At 43.9% G+C, this 22,922-nt stretch carries 22 protein-coding genes; 10 read left to right on the plus strand and 12 right to left on the minus strand.

From position 1 onward, the window contains the following. Positions 1-117: 117 nt before the first annotated feature. Together QUB37_RS21925 and QUB37_RS21930 are read right to left on the minus strand one after the other, a co-directional pair. On the minus strand, positions 118-1,104 hold the full coding sequence (locus tag QUB37_RS21925) for a calcium-binding protein (protein WP_333166066.1): 987 nt from the start codon (positions 1,102-1,104) through the stop codon (positions 118-120). A 154-nt stretch (positions 1,105-1,258) separates the two neighbouring features. Next, positions 1,259-2,242, minus strand: a complete 984-nt coding sequence (locus tag QUB37_RS21930; RefSeq protein WP_333166069.1) for a calcium-binding protein — start codon at positions 2,240-2,242, stop codon at positions 1,259-1,261. Between the two features lie 534 nt (positions 2,243-2,776). Here QUB37_RS21930 and QUB37_RS21935 point away from each other — a divergent pair. Then, entirely contained in the window at positions 2,777-6,772 is a 3,996-nt protein-coding gene (locus QUB37_RS21935) for a magnesium chelatase subunit H (protein ID WP_333166071.1), read from the plus strand. 53 nt (positions 6,773-6,825) lie between these two features. Here QUB37_RS21935 and QUB37_RS21940 read toward each other — a convergent pair whose 3' ends face one another. Continuing rightward, positions 6,826-8,640 carry a DUF262 domain-containing HNH endonuclease family protein gene (locus QUB37_RS21940; protein WP_333166074.1) on the minus strand — a complete coding sequence of 605 codons (1,815 nt, stop codon included), beginning with the start codon at positions 8,638-8,640 and terminating at the stop codon, positions 6,826-6,828. Between the two features lie 139 nt (positions 8,641-8,779). Here QUB37_RS21940 and QUB37_RS21945 point away from each other — a divergent pair, with 139 nt between their 5' ends. Together QUB37_RS21945 and QUB37_RS21950 are read left to right on the plus strand one after the other, a co-directional pair. Further along, positions 8,780-8,983 carry a type II toxin-antitoxin system HicB family antitoxin gene (locus QUB37_RS21945; RefSeq protein ID WP_333166077.1) on the plus strand — a complete coding sequence of 68 codons (204 nt, stop codon included), beginning with the start codon at positions 8,780-8,782 and terminating at the stop codon, positions 8,981-8,983. An 18-nt stretch (positions 8,984-9,001) separates the two neighbouring features. Continuing rightward, the gene (locus tag QUB37_RS21950; RefSeq protein ID WP_333166080.1) at positions 9,002-9,208 is read left to right on the plus strand and encodes a type II toxin-antitoxin system HicB family antitoxin; all 207 of its coding nucleotides are present in this window, start codon (positions 9,002-9,004) and stop codon (positions 9,206-9,208) included. A 57-nt stretch (positions 9,209-9,265) separates the two neighbouring features. On the opposite strand, the gene QUB37_RS21955 is transcribed toward QUB37_RS21950, so the two are convergent. From QUB37_RS21955 to QUB37_RS21965, 3 genes are all read right to left on the minus strand, one after another. After that, positions 9,266-9,526 (minus strand): type II toxin-antitoxin system RelE family toxin, encoded by a 261-nt coding sequence (locus QUB37_RS21955; protein ID WP_333054057.1) that lies wholly within the window; start codon positions 9,524-9,526, stop codon positions 9,266-9,268. Next, positions 9,526-9,741: a hypothetical protein gene (locus tag QUB37_RS21960; protein ID WP_333166082.1), complete on the minus strand. Its 216-nt coding sequence runs from the start codon at positions 9,739-9,741 to the stop codon at positions 9,526-9,528. The genes QUB37_RS21955 and QUB37_RS21960 overlap by 1 nt, the downstream gene beginning before the upstream one ends. Positions 9,742-9,811: 70 nt before the next feature. Beyond that, positions 9,812-10,027, minus strand: a complete 216-nt coding sequence (locus QUB37_RS21965; RefSeq protein WP_333166084.1) for a hypothetical protein — start codon at positions 10,025-10,027, stop codon at positions 9,812-9,814. Between the two features lie 139 nt (positions 10,028-10,166). On the opposite strand from QUB37_RS21965, the gene QUB37_RS21970 reads away from it, so the two are divergent. Both QUB37_RS21970 and QUB37_RS21975 read left to right on the plus strand, forming a co-directional pair. Continuing rightward, positions 10,167-10,451 (plus strand): BrnT family toxin, encoded by a 285-nt coding sequence (locus tag QUB37_RS21970; RefSeq protein WP_332945908.1) that lies wholly within the window; start codon positions 10,167-10,169, stop codon positions 10,449-10,451. Then, complete coding sequence (locus QUB37_RS21975; protein WP_333166088.1) at positions 10,426-10,683, plus strand: BrnA antitoxin family protein; 258 nt, start codon at positions 10,426-10,428, stop codon at positions 10,681-10,683. Before QUB37_RS21970 ends, QUB37_RS21975 begins: the two co-directional genes overlap by 26 nt. A gap of 38 nt (positions 10,684-10,721) precedes the next feature. Here QUB37_RS21975 and QUB37_RS21980 read toward each other — a convergent pair whose 3' ends face one another. From QUB37_RS21980 to QUB37_RS21995, 4 genes are read right to left on the minus strand one after another with little or no spacing between them, the layout of a single operon-like run. After that, complete coding sequence (locus tag QUB37_RS21980) at positions 10,722-11,018, minus strand: type II toxin-antitoxin system RelE family toxin (RefSeq protein ID WP_242719033.1); 297 nt, start codon at positions 11,016-11,018, stop codon at positions 10,722-10,724. Continuing rightward, positions 10,993-11,223 carry a hypothetical protein gene (locus tag QUB37_RS21985; protein ID WP_333166091.1) on the minus strand — a complete coding sequence of 77 codons (231 nt, stop codon included), beginning with the start codon at positions 11,221-11,223 and terminating at the stop codon, positions 10,993-10,995. The genes QUB37_RS21980 and QUB37_RS21985 overlap by 26 nt, the downstream gene beginning before the upstream one ends. A gap of 9 nt (positions 11,224-11,232) precedes the next feature. Further along, on the minus strand, positions 11,233-11,394 hold the full coding sequence (locus QUB37_RS21990) for a hypothetical protein (protein WP_333166094.1): 162 nt from the start codon (positions 11,392-11,394) through the stop codon (positions 11,233-11,235). A gap of 43 nt (positions 11,395-11,437) precedes the next feature. Continuing rightward, positions 11,438-12,649 (minus strand): glycosyltransferase family 2 protein, encoded by a 1,212-nt coding sequence (locus QUB37_RS21995; RefSeq protein WP_333166096.1) that lies wholly within the window; start codon positions 12,647-12,649, stop codon positions 11,438-11,440. Positions 12,650-12,772: 123 nt separating this feature from the next. Here QUB37_RS21995 and QUB37_RS22000 point away from each other — a divergent pair, with 123 nt between their 5' ends. From QUB37_RS22000 to glcD, 3 genes are all read left to right on the plus strand, one after another. Beyond that, positions 12,773-13,165, plus strand: a complete 393-nt coding sequence (locus QUB37_RS22000; RefSeq protein ID WP_333166099.1) for a transporter — start codon at positions 12,773-12,775, stop codon at positions 13,163-13,165. Positions 13,166-13,257: 92 nt separating this feature from the next. After that, positions 13,258-14,142, plus strand: a complete 885-nt coding sequence (locus QUB37_RS22005; protein WP_333166101.1) for a DUF6671 family protein — start codon at positions 13,258-13,260, stop codon at positions 14,140-14,142. A 69-nt stretch (positions 14,143-14,211) separates the two neighbouring features. Further along, positions 14,212-15,687: a glycolate oxidase subunit GlcD gene (gene glcD, locus QUB37_RS22010; protein ID WP_333166104.1), complete on the plus strand. Its 1,476-nt coding sequence runs from the start codon at positions 14,212-14,214 to the stop codon at positions 15,685-15,687. Positions 15,688-15,887: 200 nt separating this feature from the next. Here glcD and QUB37_RS22015 read toward each other — a convergent pair whose 3' ends face one another. Further along, positions 15,888-17,705, minus strand: coding sequence for a PAS domain S-box protein (locus QUB37_RS22015; protein ID WP_333166107.1), 1,818 nt, complete (start codon positions 17,703-17,705; stop codon positions 15,888-15,890). Positions 17,706-18,255: 550 nt separating this feature from the next. Between QUB37_RS22015 and purH the strand changes: the two genes are divergently transcribed. Both purH and QUB37_RS22025 read left to right on the plus strand, forming a co-directional pair. Next, positions 18,256-19,803: a bifunctional phosphoribosylaminoimidazolecarboxamide formyltransferase/IMP cyclohydrolase gene (gene purH / locus QUB37_RS22020; protein ID WP_333166109.1), complete on the plus strand. Its 1,548-nt coding sequence runs from the start codon at positions 18,256-18,258 to the stop codon at positions 19,801-19,803. A gap of 300 nt (positions 19,804-20,103) precedes the next feature. Continuing rightward, a complete protein-coding gene (locus tag QUB37_RS22025) occupies positions 20,104-21,045 on the plus strand; it encodes a 2OG-Fe(II) oxygenase (protein WP_333166112.1) in 942 nt (313 codons plus the stop codon). A 348-nt stretch (positions 21,046-21,393) separates the two neighbouring features. On the opposite strand, the gene QUB37_RS22030 is transcribed toward QUB37_RS22025, so the two are convergent. Next, positions 21,394-22,875 carry an ankyrin repeat domain-containing protein gene (locus QUB37_RS22030; RefSeq protein ID WP_333166114.1) on the minus strand — a complete coding sequence of 494 codons (1,482 nt, stop codon included), beginning with the start codon at positions 22,873-22,875 and terminating at the stop codon, positions 21,394-21,396. Positions 22,876-22,922 lie beyond the last annotated feature (47 nt).

Below are 22,922 nucleotides of genomic sequence, written 5' to 3' on the forward strand. Positions count from 1 at the left end.
AAGTAAAGTGCGATCGTACTTTTTTATAGAACCATCGCCCACCACCAATAAAAAATCATTAATCATCAGTATTAGCTCATGACTAATGACTAATGACTAATGACTAATGACCAATGACTATCCAATCAAGAAAGTACCGTTACCGTTAGATTGTTGGAAGCTCAAATTCAAACTAGCTCCTCCTTCAATCACGCCGAGCACAAATTCAAAAGCCTCGATTGATAAATTATTGCCAATGGGAATCAAGTCGTAGCTGGTTAAAGAAGTTCCTTGCAGTAGAATCAAGTCCTGTCCTGCTTTGAAGTTCCGAATAGTAGCTTCACCGTTACCCAAATAGAGCGGGAACGAGCTGAAATTCTCGCCTGTAGGAAGAGGAGGTGTGAGTACGAATGTATCAACTCCCGGGCCACCAATCAAGACATCAAACTCATTGAGTCCAGAGCTTTCAAACTGCCGATTGCCTCGGGGATCGATACCTACATCCACTCCAATCAGTTCCGTATTCCCCACGCCAATGCCTGTGATAACATCGTTGCCGGAAGTTCCGACAAAAGTAGCAGACCGGCTTGGCTCATTTTTACCAAAATTGAAGTAGTGTTCCCGGCCCGTTCTCAAGGCTCCAGAGTTGACAAAGGGTACAATGTCAGGGTTTTTCTTTAAGTATTCGGGTTCAAAAAAAGAAGTCCCAAACCGACCTTCTTTGACGCCGAATTGAATGAAATGCTGGTATCCAGATTTGAAAGTTCCGTTCAGAACGAAAGGACGAAGGTCTGAATTATTTGCTAAATAAAAATTTTCGTTGTACTCAGGCGATACTTGGGTGTGGCGAGTTCCTTCATCGTAACCGAACTGAATAAAGTGATCTAAGCCTGTAGCAAAAGGAGCGTTTGGATTGCTAGGAGTGCGGACAAAGGGTTGGATGTCTGGATTTCCATCAAGGTAAGTATCTTCGTCAAAATACCGCGATATTTTGGTGAGGCCGGCGGCTTGACCAAATTTTTCAAAGTGTTCTCTTCCATATTTGATGATTCCTGCATCAATGGCCGGTTTCAGCCACGGATATTGCGAAAGGTAGTATTGTTCGTCGAAGATATCGTAATTCATCGTTGCTGTTTTAATAATGTAAAGTACGATCGTACTTTTTTATAGAACCATCGCCCACCACCAATAAAAAATCATTAATCATCAGCATTAGCTAATGACTAATGACTAATGACTAATGACTAATGACTAATGACTAATGACCAATGACCAATGACTATCCAATCAAGAAAGTACCGTTACCATTAGATTCTTGGAAAGTCAAACCCAAGGTTGCTCCTCCTTCAATCACGCCGAGCACATCTCCAAAACGCTGGATTGACAAATTGTTGCCAACCGGAGTCAGGCTGTAGCCGTTTAAAGAAGTTCCTTGCAGTTGGATAAAATCGCTTTCGATATCGAAGTTGCGAATCGTAGCTTGACCGTTACCCAAATACAGCGGTGTCGGGGTGACATTCCCGGCTGTAGTAGGAACTCCGAGTACAAATGTATTAGTTCCCGGGGCGCCAATCAGGACATCGAATTCATTGGTGCCAAAGCTTTCATACTGCCGGTTGCCTTGGGGATCTATTCCTACTTCCACTCCCACAAGTTCGACATCGCCCACGCCAACACCAGTTAAAACATCGTTGGTACGGGTGCCGACAAAAGTCGCGTCGCGGGCCGGCTCAAATTGTCCAAAATTGAAGAAGTGTTCGCGGCCGGTTCTCAAGTTTCCAGAGTTGACAAACGGCACGATGTCGGGATTTTCTTTTAAGTATTCCGGCTCAAAAAATGAAGTCCCAAACCGACCTTCTTTGGACCCGAATTGAATGAAATGGTCGAAGCCGGATTTGAAAGTTCCGTTTTGAATAAACGGTTGAAGTTCAGAGTTGTTTGCTAAATAAAAGCTTTCGTTGTATTCGGGTGATACTTGGGTGCGGCGCTGTCCTTCATCGTAACCGAACTGGATAAAGTGATCGAGGCCTGTCGCAAAAGGTGCGTTTGGGTTGACTGTACGGACGAAGGGTGCGAGGTCTGGATTCCCAGCAAGGTAAGCATTTTCGTCAAAATAACGCGATACTTTAGTTAGACCGCCTTCTCGCCCAAATTTTTCAAAGTGCTCTCTCCCAGATGAGATGACTCCTGCGTCAATGGCTGGTTTGACCCAAGGATATGAGGCGAGGTAGAATTGTTCGTCGAAAATTGCGTAGTTAGCCATGTTTTCCCCCTAAAGTTTTGATGAGTTTGAGATTCTATAGCAATTAGTTTTCCATGAACTCGATCGCCGATCAGGAATTTACACAAAACAGACTTTATGAAATGGTTTTAAGTTCCTGGTAAAATATCAATTTTTGTGACTCAGCAATTATCGAAGGCTCGATTCTGCCTTCCGAAATTATGCCTTTTTCCCCTCAGTTAATTGAGCGATAGCCAGTTTGATCAATTATACAAAACTTGGAACTTTTTTCAGGACTTCTTTTTCAATTGTTGATTAATTTTTAATTATTTTTACGCAACCCATTAATCGTATACATACAAACAGACTTATGTCAAGTAAAATTTTGTAAATAAAATATGGAGTATTTGCTCAAGGAATTTATAAAAAAATGTAACGAAAATTTGACCTAAATTTGTCGAATTGTGTCATGTGCAGGCTCAAATCACCTAATGGCAAGCGTTTTCTGGTAAAAATGCTTATGGGATAAAAAAATTCCCGATTCCCGAAAACAGCATCTTAAAGGAGCCTAACCGGATGTTCACTCACGTCAAGCCCACCATTCGCCACGTTGTGCCGGAAAACTTGCAGGGGCGATCGCTCATGAAGGTGGTCTATGTCGTACTGGAACCGCAGTATCAAAGCGCCCTGTCGGCAGCGGTTCGATCGATAAACCAGAAAAATCCGAATTTGGCAATAGAAATCAGCGGCTACCTGATCGAGGAACTCCGCAGCCCGGAAAATTACGAGGCCTTCAAGCGGGATGTGGCGGATGCCAATGTATTTATTGCTTCTCTAATTTTCATTGAAGATTTGGCAGAAAAAGTGGTATCGGCGGTGGAACCGCTGCGCGACAGATTGGATGTCGCCGTCGTCTTCCCGTCGATGCCAGGGGTGATGCGACTCAATAAAATGGGCAGTTTCTCGATGGCACAGTTGGGACAAAGCAAAAGTGCGATCGGCGAATTCATGAAAAAACGGAAGGAAAAATCCGGGAGTTCCTTCCAAGACGGAATGCTGAAACTGCTGCAAACTTTGCCGAAAGTGCTGAAATATTTGCCCATCGACAAAGCCCAAGATGCCCGCAACTTCATGCTGAGTTTCCAGTATTGGCTAGGCGGTTCCCAAGAAAACTTGGAAAACTTCTTGCTGATGCTGTCACATAAATATGTCTTCAAAGGCCAGTCACAGCCGACTTTCCAAGAACCTGTTGTCTACCCAGACATGGGAATTTGGCATCCTTTGGCATCGTCGATGTTTGAAGATGTAAAAGCATATCTGACTTGGTTTAATGCCCGTACAGATATTTCTGCAGATCTCAAAGATCCCCTCGCACCTTGCATTGGTTTAGTGTTGCAACGCACTCACTTAGTCACGGGAGATGACGCGCACTATGTAGCAATGGTGCAGGAATTGGAGGCAATGGGGGCGCGGGTGGTGCCGATTTTTGCCGGCGGTTTGGACTTCTCTAAACCTGTGGAGACTTTTTTCTTGGAAGTCGGGGCAAAAGGTGTGACACCTCTGCCGATTGTTGATGCGGTGGTTTCTCTGACTGGTTTTGCTTTGGTGGGCGGCCCGGCGAAACAAGATCACCCGAAGGCGATCGAATCTTTGAAAAAATTAAATTGCCCTTACATGGTGGCTTTGCCGCTGGTTTTCCAAACGACAGAAGAATGGGAAGATAGCGATTTAGGCTTGCACCCGATTCAAGTTGCCCTGCAAGTTGCGATTCCTGAGTTGGATGGTGCGATCGAACCGATTATTGTGTCGGGACGCGATGGTGCAACTGGCAAGGCGATCGCCCTGCAAGATAGAATCGAAGCAATTTCCCAGCGCGCTATGAAATGGGCAATGCTGCGCCGCAAACCCAAATTAGATAAAAAAGTTGCGATCACAGTTTTCAGTTTTCCTCCTGATAAAGGCAACGTCGGAACAGCCGCTTACTTGGACGTTTTCGGCTCGATTTACGAAGTATTGAAAGCCTTAAAAGGTAACGGTTACGACTTGCCAGAATTGCCGGAGTCCGCCGAAAAACTGATGCAAGAAGTCATTCATGACGCAACAGCCCAATACCAAAGTCCCGAATTAAATATTGCTTACCGGATGTCCGTAGCTGAATACGAAGAATTCACTCCTTATTCGGAACGGTTGCAAGAAAATTGGGGGGCACCTCCGGGACATTTGAACAGCGACGGACAAAATTTGCTGATTTTTGGCAAACATTTTGGCAATGTGTTTATCGGAGTGCAACCTACTTTTGGATACGAAGGCGATCCGATGCGGTTGTTATTCTCTCGTTCTGCTAGCCCGCACCACGGTTTTGCTGCTTACTATACATATTTGGAGCGCATTTGGGGTGCGGATGCGGTGCTGCACTTTGGCACTCACGGTTCCCTGGAATTCATGCCCGGTAAGCAGATGGGAATGTCTGTCGATTGTTATCCTGACAGTTTGATCGGCAAGATTCCTAACCTCTATTATTACGCTGCTAATAATCCTAGTGAGGCAACAATTGCTAAGCGCCGCAGTTATGCTGAAACAATCAGTTATCTGACTCCTCCGGCTGAAAATGCTGGGTTGTACAAAGGTTTGCAGGAACTCAGCGAGTTAATTGCTTCTTATCAAACTTTGAAAGAGACTGGGCGCGGTGTGCCGATTGTGGATGCGATCGTCGAAAAATGCCGTTTGGTGAATTTGGATAAGGATATCGCCTTACCTCCCGAACAAGAACGAGGGGTTGCTGCGGATATGACTGCCGAGGAACGGGATAATTTAGTTGGCTTGGTTTACCGCAAGTTGATGGAGATTGAGTCGCGGTTGTTACCTTGCGGTTTGCACGTTATCGGTAAGCCGCCGACTGCGGAAGAGGCGATCGCAACTTTGGTTAACATTGCCAATTTAGACCGGGAAGAAGACGGATTAATCAGTTTGTCGCGGATTATTGCTCAAAGTCTCGATCGCAATATTGACGAGATCTACACCAATAACGACAAAGGCATTTTAGCAGATGTTGAATTGTTACAAAACATCACTTTAGCCTGTCGGGATGCTGTTGGCGCTTTGGTGAAGGAACAAACCGATGCTGAGGGTCGAGTTTCCCTGGTTTCCAAGTTGAATTTCTTCAACATGGGCAAGAAAACACCTTGGATTGAATCCTTACACGCAGCGGGTTACAAAAAGGTCGATCCAGAGCTCATTAAACCGCTGTTTGAGTATCTAGAATTCTGCTTGCAGCAAGTTTGCGCCGATAACGAATTGGGCGCATTATTGCGCGCCCTAGAGGGCGAATACATTATCCCCGGCCCTGGTGGCGATCCGATTCGCAACCCGGATGTGTTGCCGACTGGCAAGAATATGCACGCTTTAGACCCGCAGTCAATCCCTACAACGGGGGCGGTTAAGTCTGCTAAGGTTGTGGTTGACAGACTATTAGAAAGACAGCGCACCGATAACGGCGGAAACTATCCCGAAACCATCGCCGTTGTGCTCTGGGGAACCGACAACATCAAAACCTACGGCGAATCCCTCGCCCAAGTAATGTGGATGGTGGGAGTTAAGCCAGTTCCTGATGCTTTGGGCCGGGTAAACAAACTGGAATTGCTGTCTTTAGAAGAGTTGGGACGGCCTCGGATCGACGTAGTAATTAACTGTTCCGGCGTATTCCGCGACTTGTTCATCAACCAAATGAATTTGTTAGATAAAGCCGTGAAAATGGCAGCGGAAGCCGACGAACCTTTAGAAATGAACTTCGTCCGCAAACACGCATTGAAGCAAGCGGAAGAAATGGGAATCAACCTGCGACAAGCAGCAACCCGCGTCTTTTCCAACGCTTCCGGTTCCTATTCATCTAACGTCAACTTGGCGGTGGAAAACAGCACTTGGGAAACCGAAGCCGAGTTGCAGGAAATGTATTTAACCCGCAAATCCTTCGCCTTTTCTTCCGACAATCCGGGAACTATGGAACAAGACAGGCAGATTTTTGAGTCATCCTTAAAAACTGCTGATGTCACCTTCCAAAACTTAGATTCTGCGGAGATTTCGCTAACTGACGTGTCGCACTATTTCGATTCCGATCCGACTAAATTGATCGGCAGTTTGCGCGCAGATGGAAAGAAACCGACATCCTTTGTTGCTGATACCACCACAGCCAACGCGCAGGTGCGGACGCTATCAGAAACCGTGCGTTTAGATTCGCGGACTAAGCTGCTGAATCCGAAGTGGTACGAGGGGATGTTGTCGCACGGTTATGAAGGCGTGCGGGAGATTTCTAAGCGTCTGGTGAATACGACTGGATGGAGTGCGACTGCGGGCGCTGTGGATAATTGGGTGTATGAGGATGTCAACACTACGTTTATCCAAGATGAGGAGATGCAGAAGCGTTTGCTTAACTTAAATCCTCATTCGTTCCGCAAGATTGTCAGCACTTTGCTTGAGGTGAATGGCCGGGGTTATTGGGAGACTTCGGAGAGTAATTTGGATCGCTTGCGTGAACTTTATCAGGAGGTGGAAGACCGGATTGAGGGGGTAGAGTAGGATAGTTTGGGGCAGGCTTTTGGGCCTGCCTCTAAATTCTCGATAACTTGCTACTATTTTTCAAAACCCCATACTCGCCTAGCTAAGTTAATGAGCATTTCTTGACGCTTGTCTATGGCTTGGGAATCCCAAACATCAAACTGATCGAGATTAAGGTGATTTACAGTGCGGTTTAATTGCGTGTTATTCCCCACAGCAGGCTTTTCAACTAGCGAACGAGTGAGCAAAAGCTGTGACTGCTTATAACCGCTTTTCTTAGCATCATACATCGAGTCAGAGAGAGAACTATTGATTGTCTTTTCTAAAAGAACTAAGTTACCAAGCTTTTCAACATAAGAACCATACTCATTCGGTTTATCAAATTTACTTCTGGACTCAGGCTTGACAGATTTAGGTAATATGTGTTCAATAGTTATCGATTTATCTAAGTATCGATCTAACTGGCTAGTATTACTGTAAGCTTGGTTATCCACAAATTGAGTTATTTTAGCTAGTACATAGCGAATACGATATGTAGCTATTTTAGATTCTGTTAATTCACGGAAAGCCGAATTAAACTCATTAGATAAAGATGCCAACTTTTCTGTGAAATACAATTCAATAAAAGCTTCAAAATCTTCTCGTTTTCTTACTTCCAGGAGGTTTTGACTCGACTGGGAAAAATCACGAATCATATTGATGTCCTTACGAGTCGAACGAGTAATAGTGTAAGTAAATAAAAGATTTTCAATGTGACAGCATAATTCTATGAATAAATCCTTTGGCAGTTCTCTTGCGGCAAGAAGTAAAATGAAGTGTTGGCTATATCTTCCTTGTAGCTTTTTAATATTCTTCAAGGATTGATTGTCTGAACCATCTACATTTTTACATCTAGTAAAGTTGCTGAAGTCTTCACTTGCTTTGATCAAAGTATCCACGAATTTCAAAGGATATGTATCTATTTTATATCTGCTACCTTCGTTAGTAAACCAATCATAGATAGCTTCTTCTGGAAAGTTATTCTGCAAATTAACTTGATAGTGAGACATAATATAATAACGCAAGAATCGCATAGGATCTTCCTTGCAATCATGAATAATATTAATCATTTTATCCCATCGTTTTTTTAACTCTTTCCAATGAGATTTTAAATCTTTACTTCCTTGTTTAGATGTATTGATAAATAAGTAATTTTTAAGTAAATCCATAGAGTTTAACCCAACTCCACGATGGTTGATTGTCTCAAAAACCTTAAGGGCACTCTTTAAGTTTAACGTTCCAATTCTAATTAATTTAACTCGACTGGTAAAAATTCCCGAAAACTGTAATCTTTTTTCGACACTAGAGCCAAAGCGAGACAACAAGAATTCTCTAATTGTTTCATAAGCCTCTACCAACTTAGTAGCTGATTCAGAGGCTGTTTTATCAATTTTTGAAATATCAGTTTTACTATCAGCAATAGTTTCTAAAACTTTTGCCCCATCTCCATATTGAAGAGTTAGTCGATATCTATCTATGTCTAGACCTGTTTTAGTATCTTGATCGACTCCTGCTATTAAACCTTCTATCGCTTTTGATTTATTTCCTGATTTAATCACAAAATCTCGAATAGCACAGAAAAGTAAATATATTGTTGTTAGCCTTTGCTGACCATCAATTAATTGAAAAGTCCCATTATCTGGGTAGACAACAAGAGAACCTAAAAAATATTCGCTATCCTCTAGTGGTTCGTCATTATCATATAATTCATCAATAATATCTACAAGCAATTTATCAACATTTTCCTCAGCCCATACATATTCTCGCTGAAAGTCAGGTACTGCATAAAACTCTTTAAAGAGATCGGCTATGCTTAAATTGTGAGATTCTATTCTGGGTGCAGTTGCCATAATAATTTTTGGTTAACCTGTGAAGGAATAACCACTATCTTAGCATAGAGTAGCCTCATGTTTGCTTGTATAGGGATCGCTCCTCGGCTTTCCCCGTAATCGGACTTTAGGGATTATTCTAGAAAAAACAGGTACAGCCATGATTACTTACAAAGGTTACACTGCTAGCATTGAAGTAGATTCTGAAGCGAAAATTCTTTTTGGCCGAGTGCTTGATATTAATGACCTAGTGACTTTCAAAGCACAAACTATTGAAGAAGCTCGCCAAGAATTTCAAAACTCGATAGATGATTATCTAGAGTTTTGCAAAGAATTAGGACAGGAACCAGATCGACATTTTTGAGTGAGTTAAAATTCGTTAATGAAGTACGAAGTCATCATTTACTGGAATGAGGAAGACCAGGCATTTATTGCCGAAGTACCAGAATTGCCGGGATGTGCTGCGGATGGGGAAAATTATCAAGAAGCACTGCAAAATCTAGAGATTATTATGCAGGAGTGGATAGAAACGGCTAACGCACTGGGTCGTCCTATTCCTCAACCGAAAGGTCGCTTGATGTTTGCGTAGTTGAAATAGAATCACAGGCGATCGCCCTTTTCTTCCTAAAGTACGATCGCACTTCAGTTAATCATAAATTTCTCTCCTGTGTCCAATCTGGTGAATAGTAATCACCTTTAAATCATCATCAAAAGAATAAATTACCCGATAATCACCCACTCTTAACTTAAAGAAACCTGCCAGATTAGCCGACAACGGCATAGGAGTAATTTGTTCAAAATTTTCAGCCAACCAATTGATTTTATTACCTATACGCTCCTGCACAGCCTGAGTCAATCTTTCTTGGTTAACCAGAGCTTCTGCAGTCAACTCAACCGAATAGCTCATTACGATTTCATGCCAAGTTTTTGATAAACTTCCCCAGGTTCGACGCTACTTTTTCCTGCTTGTTTGCGCTTCATTGACTCTAACAATTTCTGCTTGACTTCTTCCTTAACTTCTAAACCTGCATCAGGATCGCCCAAATATTCTTCTAAGCACTGTTCAACGGTATGTCGAATCAAGTCCCGCAGTTGCTCAACTGTCATGTCTTTGACTTGCATCTTAATCTCCTAGTCGGTGGGATTATCAATAAATTATAGCAACTTTAGTAGAGTTTTCCCTGTAACTGAGCTATCCATTCCATGAATCTCGTTCCTGATTCACATAATCTTGAGCATCAATTCCATTCCAAATTTCCTCACCCAACCCTTCTAATTCTAAAATGCTCCGCCTAGGTTTAGCCTGAACCCGGTGACGAACATATACTAATAATTCAGAGATGAGTCGCAGTTGCTCATCTGGTGCAAGTTTTAGAACCTGAGTCAGTACCTCGCTATAAGTAGACATAGGCTTTATGTGGAGACTTTTTGGGCTGATTGTGATTATAGCAATTTAGGATCTAAGGAAGTACGATCGCCCTTATCTTCCCAAAGTACGATCCGGTTATGCTATATTATAAGTAGATACGTTTTGTATATACACAATCATGCAGTTTGAATGGGATGAAAATAAAAACGCCCAAAACCTCAAAAAACATGGCATTAGCTTTGAAGAAGCTCAAGAAATCTTTGACGGAATCGTTTTTAATGCCATTGATGAGCGTTTCGACTACGGAGAAATCCGAGAAATCAGTATTGGTGCCATACAAGGTGTCGTTATCGTTACCGTAGCGCATACTGAAAGAAATGGAGCTATCCGCATCATCTCTGCAAGAAAAGCCACTCGTCAAGAAAAAAATACCTACTATGACTATCTCGCGCAAACGACTTGAAGAATTAGAAAATATTCCAGAATCTGCGATCGATACCTCTGATATTCCTGAGTTAGATGCGAATTTTTGGGCAAAAGCAAAACTCGTAACACCACTGACAAAACAAGCTATTTCTTTAAGAGTTGATAGCGATGTATTAGATTGGTTTAAAAGCCAAGGAAAAGGTTATCAATCTCTAATGAATGCTGTGCTGCGCTCTTATGTTGAACATCACATAAAAAGCAGTGAATAAATAAATGTACGATCGCCCTTATCTTCCCAAAGTGCGCCCTAATACACTTCACGACGATGAGCAATAACAGTCACAACCACACGCTTTTGCTCATCATCAATGTCATAAACTACCCGATAATCTCCAACGCGATAGCGATAGTATCCAGCTAATTCGCCTTTGAGTTGCTTAATATTTGGATGACTGCGAGGGTCAGTTTTCAACATCTCAAAACATCTATCTAGCTTGCGTTGTAAAGAAGCTGATGCTTCTTCAAAAAACTCCTGAGCATCAAAGCTAAGAACGACTGAATAAAACTTTAGACTTTCATCAGTATTTTCGTTTGAGTTGCTCAACTGAAGTCACCTTACCTGCTGCTACATCTTTTTGGGCTTTATTAAATACTTCAATAAAACCGGGAATTTTTAATAATTCCACCGTAGCTTCATTGCTTTCACGTTCTGCTAAATAAGCTAAGAAATCAGCCACAACGATCAGCCGTTCAGGAGATAAGCGATCTATGGATTGCTTAAGATTCTGGCGAAGTTCTTGAGTTTTCATAGTTCATAGCTATTGAAAATTATTAGAGCTGGCTGTTTGATTATACCAGATAGTCTGAAATTTGGCTCCTGCGGCCCCGATATTGCCTGGATTGCGATCGCCCCGATATTGCCTGGATTGCGATCGCCCCGATATTGCCTGCATTGCGATCGCCCTGAACTTCCTCTGCATGGCAATTTAGTTTTGAGGAATGTTGGCAGTAAATTTAATGTTATTACCTACGCTTCAACCCCAGCACGCTGAGAAAAAAGCTCGACAAAACCATCTGCAAACCAACAGTCAGGCAAGTGAGCGAGGGAATAACCAAACGCAGAGTTTTAGAAGGATCGAGAGAACCGAAAGCAGTTTTGCTCCAGATAGTTAATGATAGGAACGAGCCAAATATTCCGATTAAAATCAGCGTGACTCCGACAATCAATCCTGTCTCTAGGGTGACATAGCGAAATATTTTGTTGAGTTTGGGGTCTTCTGGCAGGAATTTCTCGCTGATGGCAAAAATCTTGGTGAAAAAAGCAAAAGTTATTGCTTGAAAACCGATGATAATTGCGATCGCACCATACAGCAGCGTGTGTACATCAAAGCTGATGTTACCAATCTTTTGAGTACCGGGTAACAGCCAAATGCTAACAATTACACCCCAAATCATCAGCGCAGTACCCGGATACAAAAACAGCCACCGAGGACTGTAAAGCAGCAAAAATCGCAGGTGCCGCCAGCCATCTCGCCAAGTTCGCAAGTGTGGCGGGCGGCTGCGGCCGTCGGGAGAAAGTACCGTTGGGATTTCAGTTATCCGCAGCTTGTACACAGAGGCCTTGACCACCATTTCGCTAGCAAATTCCATCCCCGTCGTTTGCAAGTCGAGTTTCAAAATTGAGTCTCTCCTAAAACCCCTGAGTCCGCAGTGAAAATCGCCGACGGGACTTGCAAAAAAGAGTCGCCCAACCCATGTCAGCACCGGATTTCCTAAATATTTGTGCAGCGGCGGCATTGCACCCGGTTTGATTCCCCCTTGAAAGCGGTTTCCCATTACTAAGTCGAAACCTTCTCGCAATTTGTTGACAAAAAAGCCGAGGTTGGAAAAATTGTAGCTGTCGTCAGCATCGCCCATGATAATATAAACTCCGCGCGCTGCAATGATGCCTCCCATCAGGGCGCTGCCGTAGCCTTTGGCTGCTACGGGCACAACTCTCGCTCCCATTCTGGTAGCGATAGCTTGAGAACCGTCAGTGCTGCCGTTGTCTGCTATGATGACCTCGCCTGCAATATCAAGTTCGCGCAGGGACTTCTGTGCCTTCTCGATGCAGATTTCTAAAGTTTCTGCTTCGTTCAGACAAGGCATGAGTATTGATAGTTCTAGAGTATATTCTCCGTTTGGGTTGGTCTGCTCTGCCATATATTTGTTCGACTCTCGATCGCGATCGACCATACTTGATTTTCCCGTATCTCTGCTTAAAATATTAGTGGTGAATAAAATCTAACAAAACTTAATTAAAGTTTTTCAGGTTTGTGGGAACGGCAATTTTTGATTGTACTATAGGTTAGTAAATTTATGAATAGAAGCGTTTTTATGTTATTGCTTGCTGCAATATTGTGCGGCGTCGCAGGTCAATTTAGTCTGAAGGCAGGAGCTAAAATATTAGGGCCCATTGGCGCTGCTAATTTAATAGAAAAAATTCTAGCAATGGCTACTCAGCCGTTGATTGTAGGCGGTCTTTCTTTGTATGCAATTTCTTCGATCGGCTTTATTGTAGTTTTGTCGCGGGCAAACCTTAGCATAGTCTCGCCTTTACTGTCAATTAGTTATCTGTTTACTGTTTTAGGCGGCAAACTTATATTTCACGAGCCTTTGCCGCCGCTGCGGTTGGTAGGCGTGGGGCTAATTATGACAGGAGTAATTTTTGTACTCAGAGGTCAAGCTGGGGGGGTGACTGGAGGCAACTAGCGATCGCTTTTAAGATTGACGCTTGAGTGCTGAATTGATAACTTAGGTCAAAGGGTATATTTGAGCCTTCTGTTATGAAATGATACTGCTGTATGTCTAATATTTCTGAGCCTGTGAATCCCAATCAATTATTGAGCGATCGTACCGCAGTTCTTGCTACCATGCACCAAAAAGAACGGGTGATGGCTCCCGTTTTGGAACGAGAATTAGGCGTAAACATTATAGTACCTGCGGAGCTTGACACTGACACTTTCGGCACCTTCACCAGAGAAGTTAAACGCTTAGGAACACAAATAGAAGCGGCTCGCCAGAAAGCACAAAAAGCCCTAGAAATTGCGGGCGAAACTCTTGCCTTTGCCAGCGAAGGTACTTTCGGCCCTCACCCAATGATGCCGTATATTCCTGCTAACAGAGAAATCGTACTTTTATTAGATCTAGCCAACAATCTAGAACTAATCGGCGAATCTTTGTCGGTAGAAACTAACTACAGTCACCAGTTAATTTCCAGTATAGAAGAAGCAGATGATTTTGCGAAAAAAGCAGGATTTCCCGATCACGCACTGGTAGTTATAGTTGGCGATGCTGCGCTCGGTAACGGCGAAATTGTCAAGGGCATTAGGACAGAAAAACAACTTTTTGACGCTGTGACAGCAGGCTTAAAAAAATCGTCAACCGGCCGAGTTCACATCGAAACAGATATGCGGGCGATGTACAATCCAACTCGGATGAAAAACATTGAAAATGCAACTCTCGATTTAGTTAAAAAATTTAAGCAATTCTGCCCGGAGTGCGGTTGGCCGGGATTCGATATTGCTGAGACGAAAATCGGATTGCCCTGCGGACTTTGCTATTTTCCGACTCAGCTAGTGCGATCGGCAATCTATAAATGCAAAAACTGCGGTTATACTAAAGAAAAACTATTTCCCGACGGTCGAGAGACTGCCGATCCTTCCCTGTGTCAATATTGTAACCCTTAGAAAAATAATTGCCTAAACTTAGTAAAATTTGCAACAATATTATTGATAGTTCCCTAATAAAAATCACTAATGATAGCCATAGAAACAGAACGCAACTGGAAACCCGTTATTAAAGAATTCGAGGCTGTAGTCGGCAAAAATGGTGTCGTGCAGCGCCGCGAAGAATTGATTGTCTACGAGTGCGACGGACTCGCCAGCTACCGCCAGCGCCCCGCCCTGGTGGTATTGCCTCGAACTACCGAGGAAGTGGCGCAATTGGTCAAAATATGCGATCGCAACTCAATTCCCTGGGTAGCTAGAGGCGCAGGCACCGGCCTTTCCGGCGGCGCTTTGCCTGTAGAAAACTGCGTGCTGATTGTCACTGCCCTGATGCGAAAAATCCTGAAAGTAGACTTAGAAAATCAGCAAGTAGTCGTACAACCGGGAGTAATTAATAACTGGGTAACGCAAGCAGTTAGCGGCGCCGGTTTCTACTACGCGCCAGATCCTTCCAGTCAAATTGTTTGCTCGATTGGCGGCAACGTTGCCGAAAATTCTGGCGGCGTTCACTGCCTCAAATACGGAGTCACAACGAATCACGTTTTAGGATTAAAATTGGTACTTCCCGACGGTTCTATTGTCGATGTCGGTGGCGAAATTCCCGAAATGCCCGGTTACGATTTAACTGGTGTATTTGTCGGTTCCGAAGGCACTTTAGGAATCGCCACAGAAGTTACTTTGCGAATTCTCAAAGCGCCGGAATCGATTTGCGTTCTCCTAGCGGATTTTTCCAGTATAGAAGCTGCGGGCGAATCAGTTTCCGATATTATCAGCGCTGGTATTATTCCTGGTGGCATGGAAATCATGGACAACATCAGCATCAATGCTGTAGAAGATGTGGTTGCAACTGGATGTTATCCCCGCGATGCCGCAGCAATTCTCCTCGTAGAAATCGACGGTTTAGAAGTGGAAGTAGCCACAAACAAACAGCGGATAGCTGATATTTGCAAGCATAACGGAGCACGAAATATCACGACAGCAAGCGACCCGGAAACGCGCCTAAAAATTTGGAAAGGGCGGAAAGCTGCTTTTGCGGCGGCGGGTCATTTGAGCCCCGATTATTACGTGCAAGACGGCGTAATTCCGCGCACGCAAATGGCTTATGTTTTGAAAGAAATTGAGGGTTTGAGCGAGAAATACGGTTATCGAATTGCCAATGTATTTCACGCGGGAGACGGTAACTTGCACCCGCTGATTCTGTACGATAACTCCGTAAAAGGTGCGCTGGAAAAGGTGGAAGAATTGGGCGGAGAAATTCTCAGGCTTTGCGTGAAAGTTGGGGGAAGTCTTTCGGGGGAACACGGCATCGGCGCTGACAAGAAGTGTTTTATGCCGGATATGTTTTCGGAGGTAGATTTGGAGACGATGCAGTGGGTGCGTCAGGTGTTTAATCCGAAAGGTTTGGCTAATCCTGGGAAGATGTTTCCGACGCCGAAGACTTGCGGAGAAGCGGCGAGGGCTAAGGTTGAAACTTTTAAGAAGTTGGAAGGTGCGGAGGTTTTTTAATTCGCTTTTTATGCGCTTAAAGTGAATCGAAAAGCCCCCTAGAATTGTCTCTACAATGGGGAGGCAGAGCCTCGAATTATGCGTTATTAACCAGAGTCGGGGAACGATAAAAAACGAGAAACATCGTTTTTTAATAATGCGATCTTCCGGCTCGCTTGCTTATAGAGCAAGTTGGTAAAGCCCGCAATGGGGACGCCGTGCTAATGTGCGATCGGAATTCTGATAGTAAATTCTGTGCCCTTGCCCAATTCCGAAGTACAATTTAATTCGCCTTTGTGTCTTTCTACAATGATTTGATAGCTAATTGACAAACCCATTCCCGTGCCTTTGCCAATGGGCTTGGTAGTAAAAAATGTATCGAATATCTGCTGTTTGACTTGCTCAGTTATTCCCGGGCCGTTGTCGGCAATTTTAATTGCTACAAGATTGCCGACAACTTCCGTACCAATCCTAATTTGGCTGGGATTTTTTAGCATTTCTTGACAGTTTTGCCTACTGTTCGCATCTTCTAAAGCATCGATCGCATTGCTGAGAATATTCATAAAAACTTGATTGATCGGCCCAGCAAAACACTCAACAGTCGGCAATTCTCCGTATTCTTTTACAATTTGAATTGGCGGCTTTTCTCCGTTCCCTTTCAAACGGTGATTGAGAATTAACAGCGTGCTGTCAATACCTTCGTGGAGGTTAACGGGTTTCATCTGTGAATCGTCATGCCGCGAAAAGTTCCGCAGCGACTGCACAATCTGGCAAATGCGATCGACACCAACGCTCATTGAAGACAGTATTTTAGGTAAATCTTCAGCTAAAAAATCGAGATCATTTTTTTCTCTTTGCTCTTGAATTTCGGCTACTGGATTAGGATAGTGCTGTTGATAAAGTTCGAGGTGCTCAAACAAGTCTTGAGTATAATTTGTGAGATGAGCGAGATTGCCATAAATGAAGCTGACTGGGTTGTTAATTTCGTGAGCTACTCCAGCCAGTAGCAATCCCAAACTAGACATTTTTTCGCTTTGAACTAATTGGGAATTAGTGGCTTTGAGTTCGTTAAGTGTGGCTGCTAGTTGAGCGGCTTGTTCTCTGCTTTGTGCTTCGGAATTATGCAAGGCTTCTTCGGCTTGTTTGCGCTCAGTGATGTCTCTCTGTACACCAATAAAATGAGTTAATTTGCCCATTCGATCGCGCACAGGAGATATTGAGAAACAATTCCAGAACGCGGTTCCGTCTTTGCGGTAATTCTTTAATATTACCTTGCATTCGCTTTCTGTTTGCAAGGCTTGGCGAATTATTTCTACTGCCGCCGCATCGGTATCGCTTCCGTGCAAAAATCGGCCGTTTTTTCCGATAATTTCCTGCCGCCGATAACCTGTCATGATTTCAAATGCGGGATTGCAATAAATAATTGGATTTTCGGGGTCAGTGGCGTCAGAAATCGTAACTCCGGTGCTAGTAGCTGCTATAGCTCGATCGTACAACCAAAGCATTTCTTCTGCGCGCTTGCGATCGGTAATGTCCCGTAGCGTAGCTAAATAAGCTATTTCTCCATCCCATTCCGTTTCCACCACCCGCATTTCTACTACAGCATTTGCTTTTTGCTTGCGAATAGCTTCAACTTCTGTTTGCACGACGCGAGTTCCTGGTGCTTCTGTTTTTCCAACTTGGGGAATAATATCCGTCGCCATCTCAAGGTCGCAAGCTGAAACTTCTACTACTAAATTGCCAAAAAATGCTTGACCTAGAAGTTCCTGTGCCGTGCAGTTAAACAGCGCTTCTGCTGACTGGTTGGCAAAACAAACAAGTCCTCGCTTGTTAACGATTGCGATGCCGTCGGCATTTTTTTCTATCACATTCCGAAACCGAGATTCGCTAGCTTTTAAATCCTGCTTTAGCTGTTCCATTGCTCGCTCCATCTGTTGCATTTCGCACAGACTAAGACTATAAGCTTCGGAAATGTTGGCCTGTGCCCAATTCTCTGCTCTTTTTTTGGGCATCTCTTGGTAGTCTGTTCTATTGGTCATACTTTGAGCAGTTTTTTTATGGTTCCTGCTAATATTACTGAGCTTATTTTCTGGATCGGCTTCTTGAAAAAACATATTTCTACCCTACTCACTTATTTTTTACATTAAGGTATTGCGATCGCCCAATTTTCCGGGAAATTTAGGGAGATAGCAATTTACAGCCGATGCTAGCACATTACTTTTAGAATTCATCCTAAAACATCGTTAAAATTCCTGAGTAATCGCCAGAGAATTATCTATTAAGTTTTATTAAGTAATTTCAACAACATAGACACTTACGTAGCGACATGAACTGTGCAATCTGGATATGGCTTCAATCCCCCTCGCACTCACAAAATAACCAATTCCACGCGCAAGTTCTACATATTTAGAAGCCACTGGTCAGTATAAAATATTATATAAGTTTGACAAAAAATATGGTCAAAAATGAGCGGACTCATCCTTAGTTGCTCAAAAATAATCATAATTAGCCATTACCAAATCATCTCCCTGCAGGCAGATGTGATATAGAATATAACCTATCTATTTTTGCGATCGCAACTTCAAACCAATGGCACGTCTAGCACTTTTGAGCACATCCAATAAAACCGGACTAATCGACTTAGCGCGCAGTCTAGTAGAAGAATTTGAATTTGACATAATTAGTAGTGGCGGGACAGCAACGGCCCTCAAAGAAGCAGGCATCCCAGTCACCAAAGTTGCGGAATATACTGGTTCCCCCGAAATTTTGGGAGGGCGAGTCAAAACACTTCACCCGCGAATCCACGGTGGCATTTTAGCACGCCGCGATGTACCGGAAGACCTCGCAGATTTAACCGCAAATCAAATTCGGGCGATCGATCTAGTTGTAGTCAATTTGTATCCATTTGAAGAGACAATTTCTAAACCAGGAGTTACTCTAGCAGACGCAATTGAGCAGATAGATATCGGCGGGCCGGCAATGTTGAGAGCTTCCGCCAAAAACCACGCTCATTTGACAGTTTTGTGCGATCCAGAACAGTACAATACTTATTTAAAAGAACTGCGGGAAAATGGTGGCGAAGCATCCTTAGAGTTTCGGCAAAAATGCGCCTTAGAAACCTTCAAACATACAGCCAACTACGATCGCGCGATCGCAACTTATCTCAGCAGCAGCCAATCCGCTGAAAAATCTTCGCTACCAGACGAGTTTAATTTATCAGGAAAAGAGTTGCAAACTCTCCGCTACGGCGAAAATCCCCATCAAGCCGCCACCTGGTATCAAAGCGGAACTACACCGACAGGCTGGACAACTAGCACCATCCTGCAAGGCAAAGAATTAAGCTACAATAATTTAGTAGATTTAGAAGCAGCAAGGCGGCTAATCGTAGAATTCCCGGACACACCAGCCGCCGCTATTCTGAAGCATACAAACCCTTGCGGCACAGCCTTGGGAAAAACTATTTCTGAAGCGTATCAAAAAGCCTTCGACACTGATTCAGTCTCAGCTTTCGGCGGAATTGTCGCCCTCAATCGCCCGATTGATGCTGCTACCGCCACGGCCTTAACTCAAACATTTTTAGAATGTATCGTCGCGCCGGGGTGCGAACCAGAAGCCGAAGAAATTATCAAGAAAAAGGCGAAAGTTAGAGTATTAATTTTGCCTGATTTGACTCAAGGGCCGCCACAAACTGTTAAAATTATTGCAGGCGGTTTGCTGGTGCAAGACTCAGATAATATAGTAGAAGAAACTAGCAAATGGCGGATGGTTACTGAGAAACAGCCGACGGCGGGAGAGTTGGAAGAATTGCTGTTTGCTTGGAAAGTAGCGAAACACGTCAAATCAAATGCGATCGTTGTGACGCGCGATCGCACTACAATCGGTGTCGGCGCCGGACAAATGAATCGCGTCGGTTCGGTTAAACTAGCATTAGAACAAGCAGGAGAGAAGAGCAAAGGAGCGATTTTGGCTAGCGATGGTTTCTTCCCCTTCGACGATTCAGTCAAAACTGCGGCTGAGGCGGGCATAATTGCGATCGTCCAACCGGGAGGAAGTATGCGCGATCAAGATTCCATTCAAGCCGCCAACCAACTCGGAATCACAATGGTTTTCACTGATATCCGCCACTTCTTGCATTAGGAATCATACCTAAAGCAATTCTCAATTGTGTATTTTATTGTAGGGATACAATAGTGTTTATTGGTCTTAACTTAAGTCGGAAATTCTTTGTATCTCTGGTTTTACTCTAAGTTTCGATCCCCCTAAATCCCCCTTAAGAAGGGGGACTTTGAGAAAACCCCTGTCCCCCCCTTCTTAATGGGAATTTAGACACTCTTGTCCCCCCCTTTTTTAAGGGGGGTTAGGGGGGATCTGGAAGGCTATGACACCAATCAACACTGTTATGTCGTACCAAATTCCCAGTTGCGTCCTTCAAAAATTATGACTTACACTCAACCGCAAATTAAACCCCAAGACATAAAAGTCAAAATCCTGCTAACCGGGGGACATCAATGCACCGTCACCCTCAAATCTGATACACCATTATTGCACAGCCTGATCAAAACATTAGTCGATCGCACCCAACAAACACTCAGTTTTTCGCCCTTATTTCAAATCCCCATAGACGACGGGCGTTCCACCCTTTTTTTTCCCGGCGAACACCTAGTCGGATTAGTCACAGAACCCCCAATTTACTTGCAGCAACTGGAATCGCAGCAGCCTGCAACTCCTGTAGAAATCCCCGCACAAATTCCCGCAGAAATTCCTGCCCCTGCGCCACCTGTAAATGACGATTTAATATCTCGCTACGCCCAAATAGACAACTTTTTGACCCCCGCAGAAAAGAACAAACTCCTTAAATATGTCTTAGCAAAAGAATCAGAATTTGTGAGTACCAGCACCTCAACCAATGCCGAAGATTACCGCCGTTCGATGGTACTCCACTCGTTCCCCGAATTTTCGGAACTGATGGTTAATCGCATCAAAGCAATTCTCCCCGACGTGCTGAAAAGTTTAAATATTCCGTCATTTCCCCTGGGTGAGATAGAAGCTCAGCTAACCATGCACAATGACAACAACTTTTATAAACTTCACAACGACAGCGGCTCGCCAGATACCGCCAGCCGATTTTTTACTTACGTTTACTATTTCTATCGAGAACCCAAGGCTTTTTCAGGTGGCGAGTTGCAGATTTATGACAGCAAAATTGAGAACAATTTTTATGTTGCAGACAAGACATTCAGAACTGTTGAACCTCGCAATAACAGCATAGTATTTTTTCTGAGTCGCTATATGCACGAAGTTTTGCGAGTTAGCTGTCCCTCAAAAGCTTTTGCTGATAGCCGCTTTACTATTAACGGCTGGGTACGTAAAGCAAATTGAGGTTAATATCGATTCCGGTTGCACCGGAATGCTTGTTGACTGTTCACTGTTGACTGTTGACTGTGAGTCCAAAAAATGAAAATTGCGCGAATTTTTTGTTGGCATCGGGATTTGACTTTACGCCCGACGATGAAGCGCGCATTTGATATCCTTGTGGCGCAGCCGAAATTGATATAATTCATTGTCCGGGACGCACTAATCACGTAATTTGGTCATTCTGAGTGAAGCGAAGAATCTCAAACTATTGGCACACCGTTACAATGCGTAAGTCCCGATATCTGAGATTCTTCACTTCCCAAAGCCTACCCTCAGAATGACAGAATTACTTTAGTCAAAACTCTTTCATTCTTACTCCAGTGCTCCAGCACTTTTGAGCAAATTCACCACGCTGGAATAACCCTTAAACTCAGCCAGCATTAAAGCTGTATAATTTCCCGGATTTTTGTGGTTTAGTTCTGCACCAGCATCAATTAAAACCTGTACAGCACCGACACAGCCCCGATGTGCAGCCCACATTACAGCCGTTGCGCCCGAATCATCGAGCAAGTTGACATCTGCACCTTTTTCGATTAATAATTGGACGATCGCCACATAACCTCGATCGCACGCCTTCATTAATGCAGTTTTCCCCAAATCCGCCGGGACATTGGGATCAGCACCGCCGTCAAGCAAAGCCTTCACAGTCTCGGTATGTCCGTGAAAAGCAGCCAGCGTCAAAGCCGTCTCCCCAAAGTTTTTCGCATTCAGAAACTCATCCCGATTTGAGTTTACTTTTTGCAGCAAAGCCGATACGATCGCACTATGGCCGTGAACAGCCGCCACCAGTAAAGGCGTATCGCCCAACCGATTTCTCGAACCGACACTAGCGCCTCGGTTTAAGAGCAATTCCACCACATCTTCGCAGCCTTCAACCACGGCAAAATTCAAAGCAGTTTCATCATCTTTATCCTTAGCGTTGATATCAGCGCCCGCATCGAGTAAGATATGGGCGATCGACAAATTTCCTCCAGCAGCAGCGGCCATCAAAGCCGTGCCCCCATCTCCATTTTTCACATTCGCATCAGCACCCGCACCAAGCAAAGTTTGCACCACATCAGTATTGCCGGCATCTGCAGCCAAAGTTAAAGCAGTTTCTCCGTTTTTGTCGGGAATTTCGACATCAGGACCAGCAGCCAACAGCGCCTCGACAACAGCCAAATTTCCCGCCGTCGCAGCCAGCATCAAAGCAGTTTTGCTTTCTAGATTTTTAACATTAGCATCCGCCCCACAATTGAGCAAAATTCGCACAATTTCTGCGCTACCTTGACGGACAGCTAAAAACAGCATAGAATTGTCAGCAACAGCACCCGCATCCACTAAAGCTTTAACAACAGCTAAATGACCCGATAAAGCAGCTATTTTCAAAGCCGAATCTCCATCTTTATCTCGGACATTTACATCAGCATTAGCATCAAGTAACATCCGCACAACATTGATATCACCCTTCAGAGAAGCCGCCATCAAAGCTGTACTTCCATCATCATTTTTAGCATTAACATCAGCACCCGCCGCCAGCAACAGCCGCACAGAGTCAGCCTGTTTGTGAGCCGCCGCCAGCATCAAAGCCGTTAGCCCAAAACGCCTGCTCACCTGGTTGACATTAGCGTCATTGTTTAGTAGAGTACGCACGATTTCTGTATAGCCCTTTTGGGCAGCAAACATCAAAGCCGTCGTCCCCTCAGAGTCTTTGGCGTTAGCGTTAACATTCTTAGCGAGTAAAGCTTGAACGTGAATAATGTTGCCAGTCTTGGCGGCTTGAATCAATACAGCGTCTTGTTTAGTGGCAGCCATAATAGTCTCTCATACCGTATATTTTTACCGTCGCACGAGACGGCCTG

This window comes from Microcoleus sp. AT3-A2 (genome assembly GCF_036705685.1).
In the GTDB taxonomy this organism is placed as follows: domain Bacteria; phylum Cyanobacteriota; class Cyanobacteriia; order Cyanobacteriales; family Microcoleaceae; genus Microcoleus.